This window comes from Planctomycetota bacterium, assembly GCA_035384565.1.
In the GTDB taxonomy this organism is placed as follows: domain Bacteria; phylum Planctomycetota; class PUPC01; order DSUN01; family DSUN01; genus DAOOIT01.
On sequence record DAOOIT010000017.1, the window covers coordinates 16,848 to 31,219 of the forward strand.

The following is a 14,372-nucleotide window of genomic DNA, read 5'->3' on the forward strand; positions in this document are numbered from 1 at the left end:
GGAGACCGCGCCGATGGTCCTGCACGTCCCGCTCGCCGCGCTCCTGTGCCTCGCCGCGCCCGAACCCGCCAAGCCCAAGGAGGCCCCCGTGACCCGCATCCAGCTCCTGCCGCCCGGCCCCGGCAACCCCCGCAACTCCGAGGGCGACTTCGTCCAGCTCCAGGACGGCCGCCTGCTCTTCGTCTACACCCGTTTCACCGGCGGCGGGGCCGACAACGCCGCCGCGGTCCTCGCCAGCCGCGTCTCCGCCGACGGCGGCCTCACCTGGTCGAGGGACGACGTGCTCGTCGTGCCCAACGAGGGCAGGGAAAACGTGATGAGCGTCTCGCTCCTCCGCCTCAAGTCCGGCCCGATCGCGCTCTTCTACCTGCGCAAGAACGGCTGGGACGACTGCCGCCCCTACCTCCGCCTCTCCACCGACGAGGCGAAGACCTGGAGCGAACCACGCCTGTGCATCGAGCCGGGCGGCTACTACGTGGTGAACAACGACCGCGTGGTGCAACTCCGCAGCGGTCGGCTCATCATCCCCGCCTCGCAGCACAACCAGCCCGGCGGCAAATACTCCTCGCACGGCACCATGGTGTGCTACCTCTCCGACGACGAGGGCCAGACCTGGCGCCCCAGCACCAGCCGGCTCACAGGGGAGACCGACAAGGGCCGCGTGATGCTCCAGGAGCCCGGCGTCATCGAGCTCAGGGACGGCCGCCTGCTGATGTTCATGCGCACCAACGCCGGCTGCCAGTTCCGCTCGTTCTCGAAGGACGGCGGCGACACCTGGTCGCCGGCCGAACCGTCCAACCTCATCTCGCCGCTCTCGCCCGCCTCCATCGAGCGCATCCCCAAGACCGGCGACCTGCTCGCCGTGTGGAACAACCACGAGAAGATAGACGCGGCCCGCCGCGGCAAGCGCACGCCCTTCAACGCCGCCATCTCGCGCGACGAGGGCCAGACCTGGGAGCACGTGAAGACCCTCGAGGACGACCCCGGCGGCTGGTACTGCTACACCGCCATCGAGTTCGTGGGCGACCGCGTGGTCCTCGGCCACTGCGCCGGCCAGCAGAAGACCGGCGGACTCAACCTCACGCAGATCACGCTTTTCCCCGTGGATTGGCTCTACGAATGACACACGCGGCACGACCGAAGGCCTGGCTCGCCTGGAGCAGCGGCAAGGACGCTGCCTGGGCGCTGCACGCTGTGGGCGGGACGTCCTCATCCCGCGTGTCGCGGCGTGGGGACACGCCGCCCACAATGACGGAGGAGATCGAGGTCATCGGCCTCCTCACCACGATCACTGCGCCGTACGACCGCGTGTCCATGCACGGCGTGCGACGCGAACTCGTCGAGGCCCAGGCTCGCGCAGCCGGGCTGCCGCTGCACAAGGTGCTCATCCCCGCGCCCTGCTCCAACGAGACCTACGAGGCCGCCATGGCCGAGGCGATGGCGACCGCGAAGTCGCTCGGCGTGAGCCGCATGGTCTTCGGCGACTTGTTTCTGGAGGATGTGCGCCGCTACCGCGAGGAGAAGCTCGCCCCCACGGGCATCCAGCCCGTCTTCCCCCTCTGGGGCCTCGACACGCGCGCTCTCGCCCGCGAGATGATCGCAGCGGGCCTTCGCGCCTACGTCACCTGCCTCGACCCGCGCAAGCTGCCCCGCGAGCTGGCCGGGCGGCCCTTCGACCAGGCATTCCTCGACGCCCTGCCCGACGGCGTGGACCCCTGTGCCGAGCGGGGCGAGTTCCACACCTTCGCCTGCGCCGGCCCCATGTTCGCTCAGCCTATTCCCGTGCGCGTCGGCGAAACCGTCGAGCGCGAGGGCTTCGTCTTCGCCGACCTGATCCACGGTGCCAGCGAATCGTGAGGGCGCAAGTGTCCCGCGCGAGATCACAGGTCTTCGGGGCGCAACCCCGTTCGCCTGGCAATCCGCGCGAGCATGCGAGGGCCGATCTCCTCGCGGTCATGGAAGGCGAAAACGAGGTCAGGCCATCCCGGACGGGATAGCACCTGAAGTGAACCCCCAGCCCTGCGCTTGACTGCCCAGCCAATGCGTAGCAAGGCCCGTAACACGTCTCGCGCTTTGCACGATGGCCAATCGCTCACGCGGGTACCGCGAACAGCTCATCCAGCTCAGGAATAGGCTCACCCTGCTCAAGGCGATCGGCGATGACGCGCAGTGCCAGAGCTTCCACCCTGGCGATGGCGTCCTCGCGGGTCTGACCGTAGGCCAGCGCCCCCGGCAGCTCAGGCACCTCCGCGATCCAGCGCCCGTCTTCTTCCCGTTCCACCTCGATCCGCATGTATCTCACCTCCACAACGGAATATGCCGCATCGCCACCCCGAGCGCAAGCGCGTGGCCTCGGTAGGCGCGGCGTTCGCGCGACGCCGACGCGCTCCATTGGCCGGCCGCGCGACCGCCTTGCGGCGGAGCCACGCGCCACAGGACGATCCCGCAGCCGCAAAGGGCGGCGGCGAGGGCCAGGGGAATGGAGTGGACCCGAACACGGCCCGCCATGTTCGTGCTCTTTTCCTGCGCTTGTTGGCGCCTACTCGCCGAACGCAGGCACGAGGTCGGCGTGGGCCGCGAGGCAGGCGTTCACGGCCTCCATGCCGGCCCGCTTGTCGAGAATCGTGGGATCGAGTTCCACGGCCTCACGCAGCAGCGTGCGGCTGCGCGCTGTCGCGGCACGCACGATGGCGTCGGTGACGCGCGCCGTGCGCTCGCAATACGGCAGCACGCTCGCGGGCAGCTCGACGGCCTGCGGCACGGGGCCGCTCGGGGTCGCTTCGGCAGGCGTCTCGACGAAGACGCCCCGCGGCAGATTGGGGACCTGACCGCGGTTGATCAGGTTGAGCGCGTGGAAGCGGCACGGACGGCCGAAGGCCATCGCGGCCACGAGGTCCATCGGACGCTCCCAGGCGGGGTGCTCGAAGAGCGGGTCGCAGGCGCAGCGGCCGTCGGCCACGTTGCGCAGCAGGGCGAGGCGCGCCTCGCGTTCCTCGGCGGTGCCGTGGTGCAGCGATTGGCCGCGCGGCGCCGGGCCGAGGGGCTCGAGGAAGTCTCGGATGTGGTTGTCGCCCGACATGGGCAGGAACCCCGTCTCGCGGGCGAGGACGAACGAGCGCGAAGGGTTGTCGCTCGCGGCGATGCGTCGCCGGAGTTCGGGCACCAGGTCAGCGCCCGTGGCCTTGTCGCGCAGGCTGAGGAGCCAACTGAAGTGGTTCACGCCCGCCATCGTCACGTTCCAGGCGACCTCGGCGCGCGTGGGCGGCCACGGCAGATGCTCGCCGTGCAGCAGGTGCCACACGCCGCTGAGGCCGCCCACGGCCACCGAGCAGAAGCCGGCCGTTCGCACGCCGCGCTCGTGCGCCGCCTGGCACACGCGCGGCAAAGGGTTGGCGCTGTTGAGCAGCCAGGCGTTGGGGCAGCGGCGCTTCATTGCATCGGCGAGGCCGCTGATGAGGGCGATCTGGCGGAGCGAGTAGCTGATGCCGGCCACGCCGCCGAACTCGGTGACCCAGTGGCCGGGATACAGGCGAGCGACGATCTCGCAGTCCATATCAAGCCGGCGTCGCAGCTCTGCCGCGGCGGCGCAGAGTACGAAGTCGGCGCCGTCGAGCGCCGCGTCGCGGTCCGTGTGCACGGTCACGCGACTCTTGAGGCCGAACTCGCGGACCAGGCGCTGGCCGACCCTGCCCATGAGGCCGACCATTTCGGGGTGGACGTCCATCAGCGCCAGCTCGAGCCCGTCGAGCCGGTTCTCGACGAAGGCCTGCTTGAGAATGCTGGCGCCGAAGACGTAGGAGCCTGCGCCGATCACGGCGACTTTGACATCTGGCATGGTTTCTGTCGGGCGCCCTTTGCTGGTTGCAGGGGAGACGGACGCCGAGGATCGTACCGCGCAGGGGGCAGGGCGTCAAGCGCCCGCATGCGAATCCCCCGCCGGGGCGTTCCCGGCGGGGGATTCGGGGCGGGGAAATCCGGGGGCAGGGCTTACCCGCCTAGAACTCGGTAGCCTTGGGGGCGTCGGCCTTCGGGGGCGGGCCGCCGGGCTGGACGACGGGCGCCACTTGCTGCCACCACCCGGCGCGCAGGGCCTTGGCCTTCTCGGCGCCGACGATCTCTGTGAGCTTCTTCTCGCAAGCGTCGTCGGCCTCGGCCACCTTCTTGTTGTAGACGTCGAGCGCGGCGGCGCCGGCCTGGTAGGCTTTCTTCTGCTCTTCGTTGAGCAGCATCACCATGCCTTCGGCGGCCTGGGTTTCGACCTGCTCGCGCACCTTGCGCATGGCCTCGCCGAACTTCTGGCGGGCCTCGGCGTCGCCCCAGTTCTGCGGGCGCGCGACGTCGCGCATCTTGTCGCGCATGCCGGCCCACGCGTCGCGCTGCACGCCGTCCATCGCGGCGCGCTGGTCCTCGGTCACGTTGATGCAGGTGCGCACGATGTCGGTCTTGCTGTTGGGCAGGTTGTAGATGGACATGCGGCCGGTGACGCCCTGGGCCTCGCGGGTCTTGAGGAGGACGGCGCGGAACTCCTTCTGGGCCGCCTCGTGGGCCTCGTCGCGCGCGGCGAGCGCGGCGAGCACCTGCTCGTACTTGGCCTTCTGGTCGGCGGGCAGGGCCTCGACGAGGAGGGCGGCGTACTTCTTGTCGAGGGTCCTGGCCAGCTCCACCAGGGCCTCGCGCTCGTCCAGGCTCCGTTGCTCGTCGAGCTTGGCCACGGCGGCCTGCTGCTCGGGGGTGAGGTCGAAGTAACGGCGCAGGGCGTCGAAGGCGTTGCCGTGGGGGCGGCCGCCAAAGAAGTCGCTGCCCCTCAGGGCGTCCCAGCGCCCGCGGTCCGGCGCGCCGCCGCGCTCGCCGTCCCGGCGGCCGGGCGGGCCGCCGGCGAGAACGGCCTGCGCGCCCAGGGCCAGCGCCAGGCTCCACCACATTAGCTTCCTCACGACTCACGCTCCTTTCGATGGGGCCGGGCAACGCCCGGCCTGGGGATGGTGATGGGGCCGCCAGTCAGTTCAAGGCCGCCATGAGCACCAGGAAGCGCTCGAGGGAGTGATCGGCCTCCTCGCGGACCTGCTCCAGGCGCCGCAACTCCGCCGCCGCGGCGTCGAGCTCGAAGAACTCGGGATGGTTGGCCTCGAGGCGGCTCAAGGTGGCGGCGTGCGCGTGGAGCAGGCGTTCGACGAACTCGACGCGCTGGCTCAGGTGGGGCAGCCCTTCCTGCACCGCGGGCGAACGAAGCTCAAGGAGCCGGCGGGCGTACTCGTCGCGCAGGCGGGCGTAGCGCGCCCGCTTCTCGACCAGGGCCTCGCCGAGTGCCGCGCGGAGCGCGCGCGCCCGCTCTTCCACGACGCGCGCGGTGCCGGCCGATACGCCGCCCGCGATGATGGCCGAATCGCCTTCGGCCAGGGTGAGCTTCTGTGCGCCGAGGTCGAGGTCCAGGTGCCCGCTGAAGACATGGATGCGGATGCTCTCGGGCCAGTGGGCCAGCGCGCCCTCGGGGAAGGCCATGCCGGCGGCGAGCCGGTTGGCGGGGAAGCCCGCGCTGTAAAACTCGCAGCCTCTTGTTCTTGCGATGGCGCCGCCCAGTTCGGGCGCGAGCTCGATCGCCAGTTCCCTGCCGCGCCCGCCCACCTGCCCGATCAGGCTGCCGGCCAGCAGACTCAGGCCGGTCCCCTCGCCCGTGGGGCCGGGCATTCCCGTGAACTGGCTGCCGCTGGCCACCAGGAGCAGGGAGTCGGGGGCGAGGCCAACGGCGGCCGGCTCGGCCGCCACGTAGGGCCGGCCCTGCACCAGCCGCCGAGCGGGAAGCCCGTAGCCATCGAGCAGTTCGCCGGCCAGCAGCCCGCCGGGAATGGATGCTGCCTCGCGGCGGGCCGAGACCGGTTCAACCGACGGGGAGATCTGTGTGCGGTGGGGACGAAGCAGAGCCACAGTGAGGCACGCCGCCGCCGCCGCTGCGGCAGCGCCCGCCGCAAGCCACCGCCGCCACGACACTTGCGTGCGCGCACGGGCCAGTATGCTCTGGGCGAAGGCGGGCGAGGGCTCGGCCCAGGCGAACGCCGAACGCAGCGCCTCATCCACTCGGCGCACCTCGGCCAGCGCCGTGCGGCAGGCGGAGCACGACGCCAAGTGGGCCTCGACAGCCTCGCGGGCCTCCTCGGTGAGGGCGCCGAGCTCCAAAGCGTCCAGTTGATCCACAACTTCTTTGCAGGTCATTGCTTGTGCCGATCCTCACTCAGCATCTTGCGGAGCATTTGCCGTGCGCGCGTCAGCCGAGATGTCACGGACCCGGTCTGGAGCCCCAGGAGCCGCGCAATCTCCTCGCACGAGCAGCCCTGGGAGTAGTGCAGGTGGATCACCTGCTGATAGCCCTCGGGCAGCGTGGCGACGGCGTCGAGCACCTCGGGGTGCGGCTCACGGCGGTCTGCAACAGCGGCGTCGAGCAGGCTCGTGGGGTGCCGCGCGCGCTTCGAGGCGCGCCGGCGGGCCACGTTGAGCACGGTCTTGAGGAGCCAGGAGACAAATGCCTCCGGCTGCCTGAGCTGACCCAGCGAGCGGAAGGCCCGCAGAAACGCGTCTTGAGCCGCATCCTCGGCCTCGGCTCGATCGTGCAGGACGGCGTAGGCGCGGGCGATCACAAGGCCCTGATAGCGCTCGACGAGCGCGGCAAAGGCCCGCCGGTCGCCGGCTCTGGCCCGTTCGGCAAGCTGGCCGTCCTCCGGAGCCAAGGGGTCGCCTGCCGACCGGCTTTCCATCCGTTACTCCCACTTATCATTGTAGACACGAGGCGGCTGGCGATTGCTGCGAGTGCCTGTAGTATACCGGAAGAGGCCCGCGCGCTGTAGCGCGGCTTCGCGCCACGGCATCGTCGGCGGCCTCGCCACCTCCATTCGCCTGTGTGTTTTCGCACACTGTGCGGCGAAGGCCCGTGTTCCGGCGCCCTTTCTGCTCGAACGGCAGGCCATACAAGTGCTTCCTGATGCGGCTGTTATGGCTTGCGAAGCTCGAGCGATGACGCCGGCATGGCTCTTGCAGCCGCGGGTTGGTGTATAATAAAGGATAGAGCGGGGGGCACGGCAACAGCGGCGGCAGTTCCTCCCCCTGCCGCCGTTAAGTCCCTCTGACCCCCGCTCGCGCGTTGGCGCAGTAGAGCCGGGGGGAGAGGGCACGGGACGACGCAACTGGCTCCGCCAGAGGTGCCCCATGCCCCAAAGGCTGCTGCTCGTCGTAGCTGAGCCGACGGTTCTGAAGCATCTGCGACGCCTGTTCGCGCGCCAAGGGTATATGTGCGAGTGCGTCTCGACCTTGGCGGAGGCCCTGGACGCGTTGCGTCGGGACTCGTGTCCGGTGGCGGTGGTGGACCTGGATCTGCTGGGCAGCGAGCCTGCGGGGACGGCTCGCCAGTTGCGCGAGACAAGCCCCACCACGCGCCTCCTTGTGCTCGACAGCCTCGCCGAGCACCGTGCCGGCCCCGAACGCGACCGGCTCTTCGACGCCGTCATCCCCAAGCCGTTCATCGCCGAGCCGTTGCTCAGCGCCCTCGCCTGCCCAACGTAAGCCTCGTCTCTCCTGCGGCCGGGTCGGCGCTTGCTTTTTGGCCCGGCTTTGCTAGAATGGCCGCGTCGTGGCCAGGGCAGGCGAGCCGAGAGCACGAGCACGATGGACCTCAACCGAGACCAGATAGACTATGTGGCGCATCTCTCGCGCCTCGCGCTCAGCGAGGCCGAGCGCCAGCTCTTCGGCTCTCAGCTCGCCAGCGTGCTGGCCTACTTCGAGAAGCTCGCCGAGCTGGACACCTCGGACGTGGCGCCGACGGCGCACGTCATGGGCCTGCGCAACGTCTTCCGCGACGACGTGGAGCGCCCCTCGGCCCCTCGCGAGGCGATGCTGGCGAATGCCCCCGCGCAGGCCTGCGGCTGTTATGTGGTGCCCAAGATCCTCGATTGAGCGCCAGCGGGGCAGGCCCGCGCCCGTCACAGGAGAATCTCGCCGTGCCCAAGCCGCCCATCGTGGACCCCGCCTCGATTGACACGAGCCGCATCCAGTACGACATCGAGGCGATCCGCAAGTGCAACCGCCAGCGCTTCGAGATGGAGCAGCTCACGGCCATCGTGCACGTGGACACCGAGAAGCGCCTCATCATCGCCTACAAGGACGTCTCGGACCAGGAGTTCTGGGTCCGCGGCCACATTCCCGGCCGTCCGCTCATGCCCGGCGTGGTGATGTGCGAGGCGGTCGCCCAGGCCGCCAGCTTCCTCATCGCCCAGTGCGTGAAGGACCTCAAGGACTTCGTCGGCTTCGGCGGGATGGACGAGGTGCGTTTCCGCGGCGAGGTGAAGCCGGGCGACCGCTTCATCGTCGTGGGCCAGATCGAGAGCCTGCGCCGCGCCTATGCCGTCATGCAGGCCCAGGCCTTCGTCGGCACCAGAATGGTCTTCGAGGGAAAGATCATCGGCGTCCCCATGTAGGACTGCGGGTCGGCAGTCCGCGATTCGCCCCGGAATGCCATGACGGGTCAACAGCGCTTCCTCAAAGCCCTCCGCCGCCAGCAGCCCGACCGCGTGCCGGTGTGGGAACTCATCGTCAACGAGCCGATCATCCGCGCCCTCCACGGGCCGGGCGTCTCGTACCACGACTTCTGCGACCGCGAGGACCTCGACGGCGTCACCACCTTCGAGAACCAGCGCGTCACCCGCCTCGACCCGCACACCGTGCGCGACGAGTGGGGCATCCTCTGGCGCACCGACGAGGCCACCGGCATCCCCTACCGGGTGGACGGCCCGATCAAGTCGCCCGCCGACCTCGACGCCTATCGCGCGCCCGACCCCGACGCCGACCACCGCCTGCTCACCCTGGCCGAGGCCGTGCGCCGCTTCCAGGGCCGCCGCGCCATCGTCTTCCTCAGCCACGACGCCTTCGAGTTCTCCTGCTACCTCTACGGCATGGACCGCCTGCTCATGGCCTACGTGGCCGAGCCCCAGGTGGCCCACCGCCTCGCCCGCATCGTCACCGACTACAAGAAGCGCGTGTGCGAACGCGCCGCCGCGCTCGGCGCCGACGTGCTGCTCACGGGCGACGACTACGCCAACCGCAAGGCCCCCCTCATGTCGCCCGCCCACTTCCGCGAGTTCTGCCTGCCCTATCTCCAGGAGATGGTGGACACCGCGCACCGCCTGCGCAAGCCCTTCATCAAGCACACCGACGGCAACCTGTGGCCGATCCTCGACGACCTGGTGGGCGCGGGCATTGACGCGCTCGACCCCATCGAGCCGATCGCGGGGATGGACATCGGCGAGGTGAAGGCCCGGTACGGCCGCCGCATCGCCCTGTGCGGCAACGTAGACTGCGGCGAGCTGCTCTCGCGCGGCACGCCCGACGACGTGGTCGAGGCCGTCAAAGAGACCATCGCCAAGGCCAGCCCGGGCGGCGGCCACATCCTCGCCTCGTCCAACAGCATCCACCCCGCCGTCCGCCCCGCCAACTACCGGGCCATGCTCGCCGCCGCGCGCCGCTTCGGCCAATACCCGCTCGACCGACGCCTCGTCGCCGAGTACCGCGGCCGCCGCTACATCGAACGCTTCTTGGGCTGACGGCCGGGCCGCGGGCGCGGCGCCGCAAGACCCGCCGCCGGCCCCTGCGCGCCGGCGGCCTTGCCGGGGAGACCTGGGGATGTGTGCCGAGGACCAAGCCCAACGGCTCCTGGAAAGCCAGGCCGACCTCCTGGGCGAGCAGGTGCTCGCCGGCGGCGGCGACCCGTCGCTCGCCGCCTGCGCGGCCCAGTTGCCGGAGCTCGTGGGCTACACCTTCCTCGGCAACGAGCTGTCGAGCCGCATCCTCTACGTCGAGCCCGACGGCCGGCTCGGCGTCACCGCCGGCGAGTTCGGCCCCGTGCAATTCGACTCCGCGCTCTTCGACCCGCGCGAGCTCCTGCCGCCCGCGACGTGCGACCGCGCCAAACGGCGCCTGTACGGCGGCTACCTGCCGGCCATTGACTACTCGTTCTTCGACAGCGCCCAGTCGCTGGCCTGGCAGGAGATCGCCTTCGTGCGCCCGACGAGGCCCGACCTCCTGGTCTTCCTGCGCATCGTGAGAGCCGGCGGGCGCGAGGCCGTGTTGCGCCTCCAGATCGGCGAGCGCGGCAAGATCCCCGTCTCCAGCGAGCGCTTCGAGGACTATCTGCGCGAGCTCGGCGCCCACTGGACGCGGGCCCTCGGCTCCGCCCTGCGCCTCGAGGGGCCCGAGGCCGCCGTGTCCAACGCCTGCCTCGCCTCGCTCGTGCGGGCCTTCATCACCCACGACGGCCCGCGCGCCCGCTACGGCGTGGGCCTCTACCGCGAGCCACGCCACGACGCCTTCCCCCCCGCCACCCTGAGCACCGTGAACGCCTGCGTGGAGTGGAACCTGCTGGCCCGCGCCCGCGCCCATCTCGACGACTACCTCGATCGCCTCGTGCGGCCCGACGGCACCTTCGACTACTACGCCCCCGCCGTCTCCGAGTACGGCCAGATGCTCGACGCCATCGCCCGCTACGCGCGGCGCAGCCGCGACCACGCCTGGCTCCGCGAGCGCGTGCCCGTCGTCGAGCGCATCGCCGGCCACCTGCTGGCCCTGCGCCGCGCCGCGCAGGAGAAGTGGCCCCGCGACGACCCCCGCCACGGCCTGCTCTTCGGCCCGGCCGAGGCCGACACCGCCGCCGAGCCCGACTACTACTACTCCGGCAGCGGCTGGGCCTGGCGCGGCTGGCTCGAAACCGCGCGCGCCTACGCCGCGCTGGGCGACGACACCCTGAGCCGCCGCGCCGCCGAGCTCACGGCCGAGTGCCACGCCCTCCACGCCGACCTCGAGGCCAGCCTGCGCGCCTGCGTCGTGCCCATCACCGCGCCCCCGTTCGTGCCCCCCGTGGCCGGCCGCGGCGGCTTCTTCCACTCGATGACCGCCGACCGCTTCGCCTCCTACACCAACTACCGCTACTGGCCCGAGATGCTCTCGGCCGGCTTCCTGCGCCCCGAATGGCACGACGCCCTCATCGCCTACCGCGCCGCCCACGGCGGCGAACTGCTCGGCACCACCCGCTTCCTCGACCGCCTGGACGACTGGCCCTACGCGGGCTACGCCTACGGCCTGCTGCTGCGCGACCGCGTGCGCCACTTCCTCCTCGGCTACTACGGCGACCTCGCCGTGCACCGCACCCCCGGCACCTACACCGCCTACGAGCAGGTGGCCATCCGCGGCGCCCCCACCCGCCGGCCTGCCGCCGACTACTGCGTCCCGGCCCAGCTCGTCACCCCGCTGATGACGCGCTGGATGCTCGCCTTCGAGGAGCCCGACGCCGACCTGCTCTGGCTCGGCCGCGCCCTGCCCCGCGCCTGGCTGGCCGCAGGCCAGCGAATCAGCGTCGAGCGCGCCACCACGCGTTGGGGCCTTGCCGGCTTCGAACTCGAGGCGAAGAGCGGCGGCCTCGTCGCCGCCCGCGTGCACCTGCCCGACCAGGGCCGGCCCGCCGAACTGCGCCTGCGCCTGCGCCGCCCGGGCGCCCCCCCGCTCCAGAGCGTCACCGTCAACGGCCGCCCGCATGCCGACTTCGACCCGCAGGGCGAATTCATCCGCATCCGCCGCCCCGAGGGCCGCACGCTCGAGATCACCGCCCAATAGCGCGCTTGCACGCCACGCCCGTTTCCTGTACCATTTCCCCCCAATCATCGGGCCCTTATAGGAGGCAAACGCCATGCCCAAGAAGGTCGAAGGGAAAGTCCGTGTCGCCATCATCGGCTCGGGCGGCATCGCCGGCGCCCACTGCGCCGGCATGCTCAAGCACAAGGACAAGGTCGAGTGCGTCGCCCTGTGCGACATCTCGGAGAAAAACCTCAAGGCGCGCAACGACCAGCTCGGCGGCGAGCGCCCCTGGTTCACCGACTGGCGCAAGATGCTCAAGGACCTGGCCGACGGCCTCGACGCCGTGATCATCTGCCTGCCCCACCACCTGCACGCCAAGGCCATCGTAGACTCCGCCGCCGCCGGCAAGCACATCCTGTGCGAGAAGCCGATGTGCATGAGCCTCAAGGAAGCCGACACCATCGCCGCCGCCGTCCAGAAAGCCGGCATCACCTACATGTCCGCCCACAACCAGCTCTTCCTGCCCGCCGTGCAGGAGGCCAAGAAGCTGCTCGACGCCGGCGCCATCGGCGCCATCCGCTGGATCCGGTCGCAGGACTGCTTCCTGGCCGGCGTGCAGTGGTTCCCCGGCACCTGGCGCGCCAGCCTGAAGACCCAGGGCGGCGGCGAACTGATTGACACGGGCTATCATCCCACCTATCGCCTGCTCTATCTCGGCGGCTCGAAGGCCGTGGGCGTGCGCGGCAGCATGGGCCGCTTCGTGCAGCAGATCGAAGGCGAAGACACCGCGAGCGTCCAGGTGCGCTTCGCCAGCGGCGCGCTCGGCGAAATCCTCACCTCGTGGGCCTTCCCCAACCCCTACGGCACCCACCAGATCCACGTCGTGGGCGAGAAGGGCCAGCTCTTCGGCTCGGGCAACGACCTGTTCCTGCTGCCCGACGGCTTCCGCGAGCCGGCCAAGATGGTGCTCAGCGGCGGCGACACCTTCGCCGACCAGATCGCCCACTTCGCCACCTGCCTCCAGAACGGCACCCGCCCGCTCCACTCGGTGGAGGAGGGCCGCGCCGTGCTCGAGATCATCCTGGCCGCCTCCAAGGACGCCCAGGGCTGGCAGGCCCTCGTCGCGAAGAAGTGACCCGTCGCGTCGGTTCCGTGGGCGGGACCTCTGCGTCCCGCCTCGGCAGATTCGCGGGACGCGGAAGCCCAGCCCGCACGAAGCAGGGCGGGCAGGCGATGACACGCTCGTCGCCTGCCCGCGTCCATGCGCGGGCCCCCGCCAGGCCCCTTGCATTCCTGCCGCCGCGCGCTATGGTATCTGAGCCGAACCAGGGTCTGTACGGGAATCCACACGGGACTGCGTCGCCGCGCCTTGCATCCGCCCCGCTGACGCCGGCAACGCAGCCCGCGTGGATTTCCGCACAGACCCCAGAGTCATGCCCAGGAGGCGAACCATGCGAACGAGCCGGCGGCGGTTCCTGGCCTCGGCCACGGCTCTGGCCGCATTCCCCGGATGCTACTGGAGCGGGACCATGAAGAGGCGACCGATTGTGCCCTGGCTGTCGGAAGTGCAGGCGGCCCCCGCCGACTTGCCGGCGGATACACCCCGGCTGGCGCCGCTGCTGGTGGATGCACACGGGCGCCCCATCACCACGCTCGGGGCCTGGCGCACGCGACGGGCTGAGCTGCGCCAGGCCTGGCTCGACTTCCTCGGCACGGTGCGGGCCGAGCGCGCACGCCCCAAGCTCGAGGTGCTGGAGGAGGACCGCCCCGAGGGCTGCATCCGCCAGCTCGTGCGCTACGAGAGCGAGCCGGGAATCCCCGTCGAGGCCTACCTGCTCAAGCCCGCCAGGCAGACCGGCCCGCGGCCCGGCATCGTCGCCCTCCATTCCACCACCAACGCCACGATCCGCCAGACGGCCGGCCTCACCGACACGCCCGAAAAGGCGTTCGGCCTCGGCCTCGCGCAGCGCGGCTTCGTGGCCTTCTGCCCCAAGTGCTTCCTGTGGGTGGGCGAGGGCGACTACCTCGCCCGCGTGGCCGCCTTCCACCAGCGCCACCCCGGCGCCAAGGGCATGGCCAAGATGCTCTTCGACGCCGCGCGCGCCCTGGACGTGCTCGAGACCCTGCCCGAGGTGGACGCCGCGCGCCTGGGCGCCGTGGGCCACTCGCTGGGCGGCAAGGAGGCGCTCTACCTCGCCGCCTTCGACGAGCGGGTCAAAGCCGCCGTCTCCAGCGAGGGCGGCATCGGCATCTCCTTCTCGAACTGGGACGCCCCCTGGTACCTCGGCCAGGAGGTGCGCGACCCGGGCTTCGCGCGCAGCCACCACGAACTGGTCGGCCTGATCGCGCCGCGGGCCTTCCTGCTCCTGGGCGGCGACGACGCCGATGGGACGCGGAGCTGGCCCTACATCGAGGCGGCGCTGCCCGTCTACCGCCTCTACGGCGGCCCCGCCCGGGTCGGCCTGTTCAATCACCGCAAGGGGCACAGCGTGCCACCCGAGGCCGAGGAGCGCGTCCGCGAGTGGTTCGCTGCGTGCCTGTAGCGGCGGGTTGCGGGCTCACCAGGGCCTGGCGATCGTGACCTGCCGACCGCCGGGAGCGCGGAACCGGTGCCGCGGCGCCGGCGAAACCACGCCATAACCGCCTATGTTGCAACACCTTACGCCCTCCCGCATTCCCCCCTTGCATACTTGCTCATCGCCCGGGTGAGCGAGTATGGCCGGAACCGCGAGAATCGCCAATCCTCGCCCTTCTGGCCTTGCTGTATC

Annotated in this window: 15 protein-coding genes; 9 read left to right on the forward strand and 6 right to left on the reverse strand. The window is 70.8% G+C overall.

Annotated elements, in window-relative coordinates; translation table 11 throughout:
- The first annotated feature begins 13 nt into the window (after window positions 1-13).
- Window positions 14-1,123, forward strand: a complete 1,110-nt coding sequence (locus PLE19_08355; GenBank protein HPD14947.1) for a sialidase family protein — start codon at window positions 14-16, stop codon at window positions 1,121-1,123.
- Window positions 1,120-1,857 (forward strand): adenine nucleotide alpha hydrolase, encoded by a 738-nt coding sequence (locus PLE19_08360; GenBank protein ID HPD14948.1) that lies wholly within the window; start codon window positions 1,120-1,122, stop codon window positions 1,855-1,857. The genes PLE19_08355 and PLE19_08360 overlap by 4 nt, the downstream gene beginning before the upstream one ends.
- A gap of 23 nt (window positions 1,858-1,880) precedes the next feature.
- On the opposite strand, the gene PLE19_08365 is transcribed toward PLE19_08360, so the two are convergent.
- The 6 genes from PLE19_08365 to PLE19_08390 form a co-directional block, all read right to left on the reverse strand.
- Entirely contained in the window at window positions 1,881-2,096 is a 216-nt protein-coding gene (locus PLE19_08365; protein HPD14949.1) for a type II toxin-antitoxin system HicA family toxin, read from the reverse strand.
- Window positions 2,093-2,302: a type II toxin-antitoxin system HicB family antitoxin gene (locus PLE19_08370; GenBank protein HPD14950.1), complete on the reverse strand. Its 210-nt coding sequence runs from the start codon at window positions 2,300-2,302 to the stop codon at window positions 2,093-2,095. The genes PLE19_08365 and PLE19_08370 overlap by 4 nt, the downstream gene beginning before the upstream one ends.
- Before the next feature lie 237 nt (window positions 2,303-2,539).
- Entirely contained in the window at window positions 2,540-3,835 is a 1,296-nt protein-coding gene (locus PLE19_08375) for a hypothetical protein (protein ID HPD14951.1), read from the reverse strand.
- 160 nt (window positions 3,836-3,995) lie between these two features.
- Window positions 3,996-4,934: a hypothetical protein gene (locus tag PLE19_08380; GenBank protein ID HPD14952.1), complete on the reverse strand. Its 939-nt coding sequence runs from the start codon at window positions 4,932-4,934 to the stop codon at window positions 3,996-3,998.
- A 64-nt stretch (window positions 4,935-4,998) separates the two neighbouring features.
- Window positions 4,999-6,207 carry a zf-HC2 domain-containing protein gene (locus tag PLE19_08385; protein ID HPD14953.1) on the reverse strand — a complete coding sequence of 403 codons (1,209 nt, stop codon included), beginning with the start codon at window positions 6,205-6,207 and terminating at the stop codon, window positions 4,999-5,001.
- Window positions 6,204-6,746: a sigma-70 family RNA polymerase sigma factor gene (locus PLE19_08390; GenBank protein ID HPD14954.1), complete on the reverse strand. Its 543-nt coding sequence runs from the start codon at window positions 6,744-6,746 to the stop codon at window positions 6,204-6,206. The genes PLE19_08385 and PLE19_08390 overlap by 4 nt, the downstream gene beginning before the upstream one ends.
- 448 nt (window positions 6,747-7,194) lie before the next feature.
- On the opposite strand from PLE19_08390, the gene PLE19_08395 reads away from it, so the two are divergent.
- From PLE19_08395 to PLE19_08425, 7 genes are all read left to right on the forward strand, one after another.
- Window positions 7,195-7,548, forward strand: coding sequence for a hypothetical protein (locus tag PLE19_08395; protein ID HPD14955.1), 354 nt, complete (start codon window positions 7,195-7,197; stop codon window positions 7,546-7,548).
- A 102-nt stretch (window positions 7,549-7,650) separates the two neighbouring features.
- Complete coding sequence (gatC, locus tag PLE19_08400) at window positions 7,651-7,938, forward strand: Asp-tRNA(Asn)/Glu-tRNA(Gln) amidotransferase subunit GatC (protein ID HPD14956.1); 288 nt, start codon at window positions 7,651-7,653, stop codon at window positions 7,936-7,938.
- A gap of 44 nt (window positions 7,939-7,982) precedes the next feature.
- On the forward strand, window positions 7,983-8,459 hold the full coding sequence (locus PLE19_08405) for a 3-hydroxyacyl-ACP dehydratase FabZ family protein (GenBank protein ID HPD14957.1): 477 nt from the start codon (window positions 7,983-7,985) through the stop codon (window positions 8,457-8,459).
- A 39-nt stretch (window positions 8,460-8,498) separates the two neighbouring features.
- Complete coding sequence (locus PLE19_08410) at window positions 8,499-9,581, forward strand: uroporphyrinogen decarboxylase family protein (protein ID HPD14958.1); 1,083 nt, start codon at window positions 8,499-8,501, stop codon at window positions 9,579-9,581.
- A gap of 79 nt (window positions 9,582-9,660) precedes the next feature.
- Window positions 9,661-11,643, forward strand: a complete 1,983-nt coding sequence (locus PLE19_08415) for a hypothetical protein (protein HPD14959.1) — start codon at window positions 9,661-9,663, stop codon at window positions 11,641-11,643.
- Between the two features lie 73 nt (window positions 11,644-11,716).
- Window positions 11,717-12,739, forward strand: coding sequence for a Gfo/Idh/MocA family oxidoreductase (locus PLE19_08420; GenBank protein ID HPD14960.1), 1,023 nt, complete (start codon window positions 11,717-11,719; stop codon window positions 12,737-12,739).
- 316 nt (window positions 12,740-13,055) lie between these two features.
- Entirely contained in the window at window positions 13,056-14,147 is a 1,092-nt protein-coding gene (locus tag PLE19_08425) for a dienelactone hydrolase family protein (GenBank protein ID HPD14961.1), read from the forward strand.
- The last annotated feature ends 225 nt before the right edge of the window (window positions 14,148-14,372 follow it).

Coding starts and splice junctions, on each gene's coding strand:
- PLE19_08395 (HPD14955.1), top strand. CDS start 7,195: ATGCCCCAAAGGCTGCTGCTCGTCGTAGCTGAGCCGACGGTTCTGAAG.
- PLE19_08385 (HPD14953.1), bottom strand. CDS start 6,207: ATGACCTGCAAAGAAGTTGTGGATCAACTGGACGCTTTGGAGCTCGGC.
- PLE19_08410 (HPD14958.1), top strand. CDS start 8,499: ATGACGGGTCAACAGCGCTTCCTCAAAGCCCTCCGCCGCCAGCAGCCC.
- PLE19_08360 (HPD14948.1), top strand. CDS start 1,120: ATGACACACGCGGCACGACCGAAGGCCTGGCTCGCCTGGAGCAGCGGC.
- gatC (HPD14956.1), top strand. CDS start 7,651: ATGGACCTCAACCGAGACCAGATAGACTATGTGGCGCATCTCTCGCGC.
- PLE19_08375 (HPD14951.1), bottom strand. CDS start 3,835: ATGCCAGATGTCAAAGTCGCCGTGATCGGCGCAGGCTCCTACGTCTTC.
- PLE19_08420 (HPD14960.1), top strand. CDS start 11,717: ATGCCCAAGAAGGTCGAAGGGAAAGTCCGTGTCGCCATCATCGGCTCG.
- PLE19_08390 (HPD14954.1), bottom strand. CDS start 6,746: ATGGAAAGCCGGTCGGCAGGCGACCCCTTGGCTCCGGAGGACGGCCAG.
- PLE19_08355 (HPD14947.1), top strand. CDS start 14: ATGGTCCTGCACGTCCCGCTCGCCGCGCTCCTGTGCCTCGCCGCGCCC.
- PLE19_08415 (HPD14959.1), top strand. CDS start 9,661: ATGTGTGCCGAGGACCAAGCCCAACGGCTCCTGGAAAGCCAGGCCGAC.
- PLE19_08425 (HPD14961.1), top strand. CDS start 13,056: ATGCGAACGAGCCGGCGGCGGTTCCTGGCCTCGGCCACGGCTCTGGCC.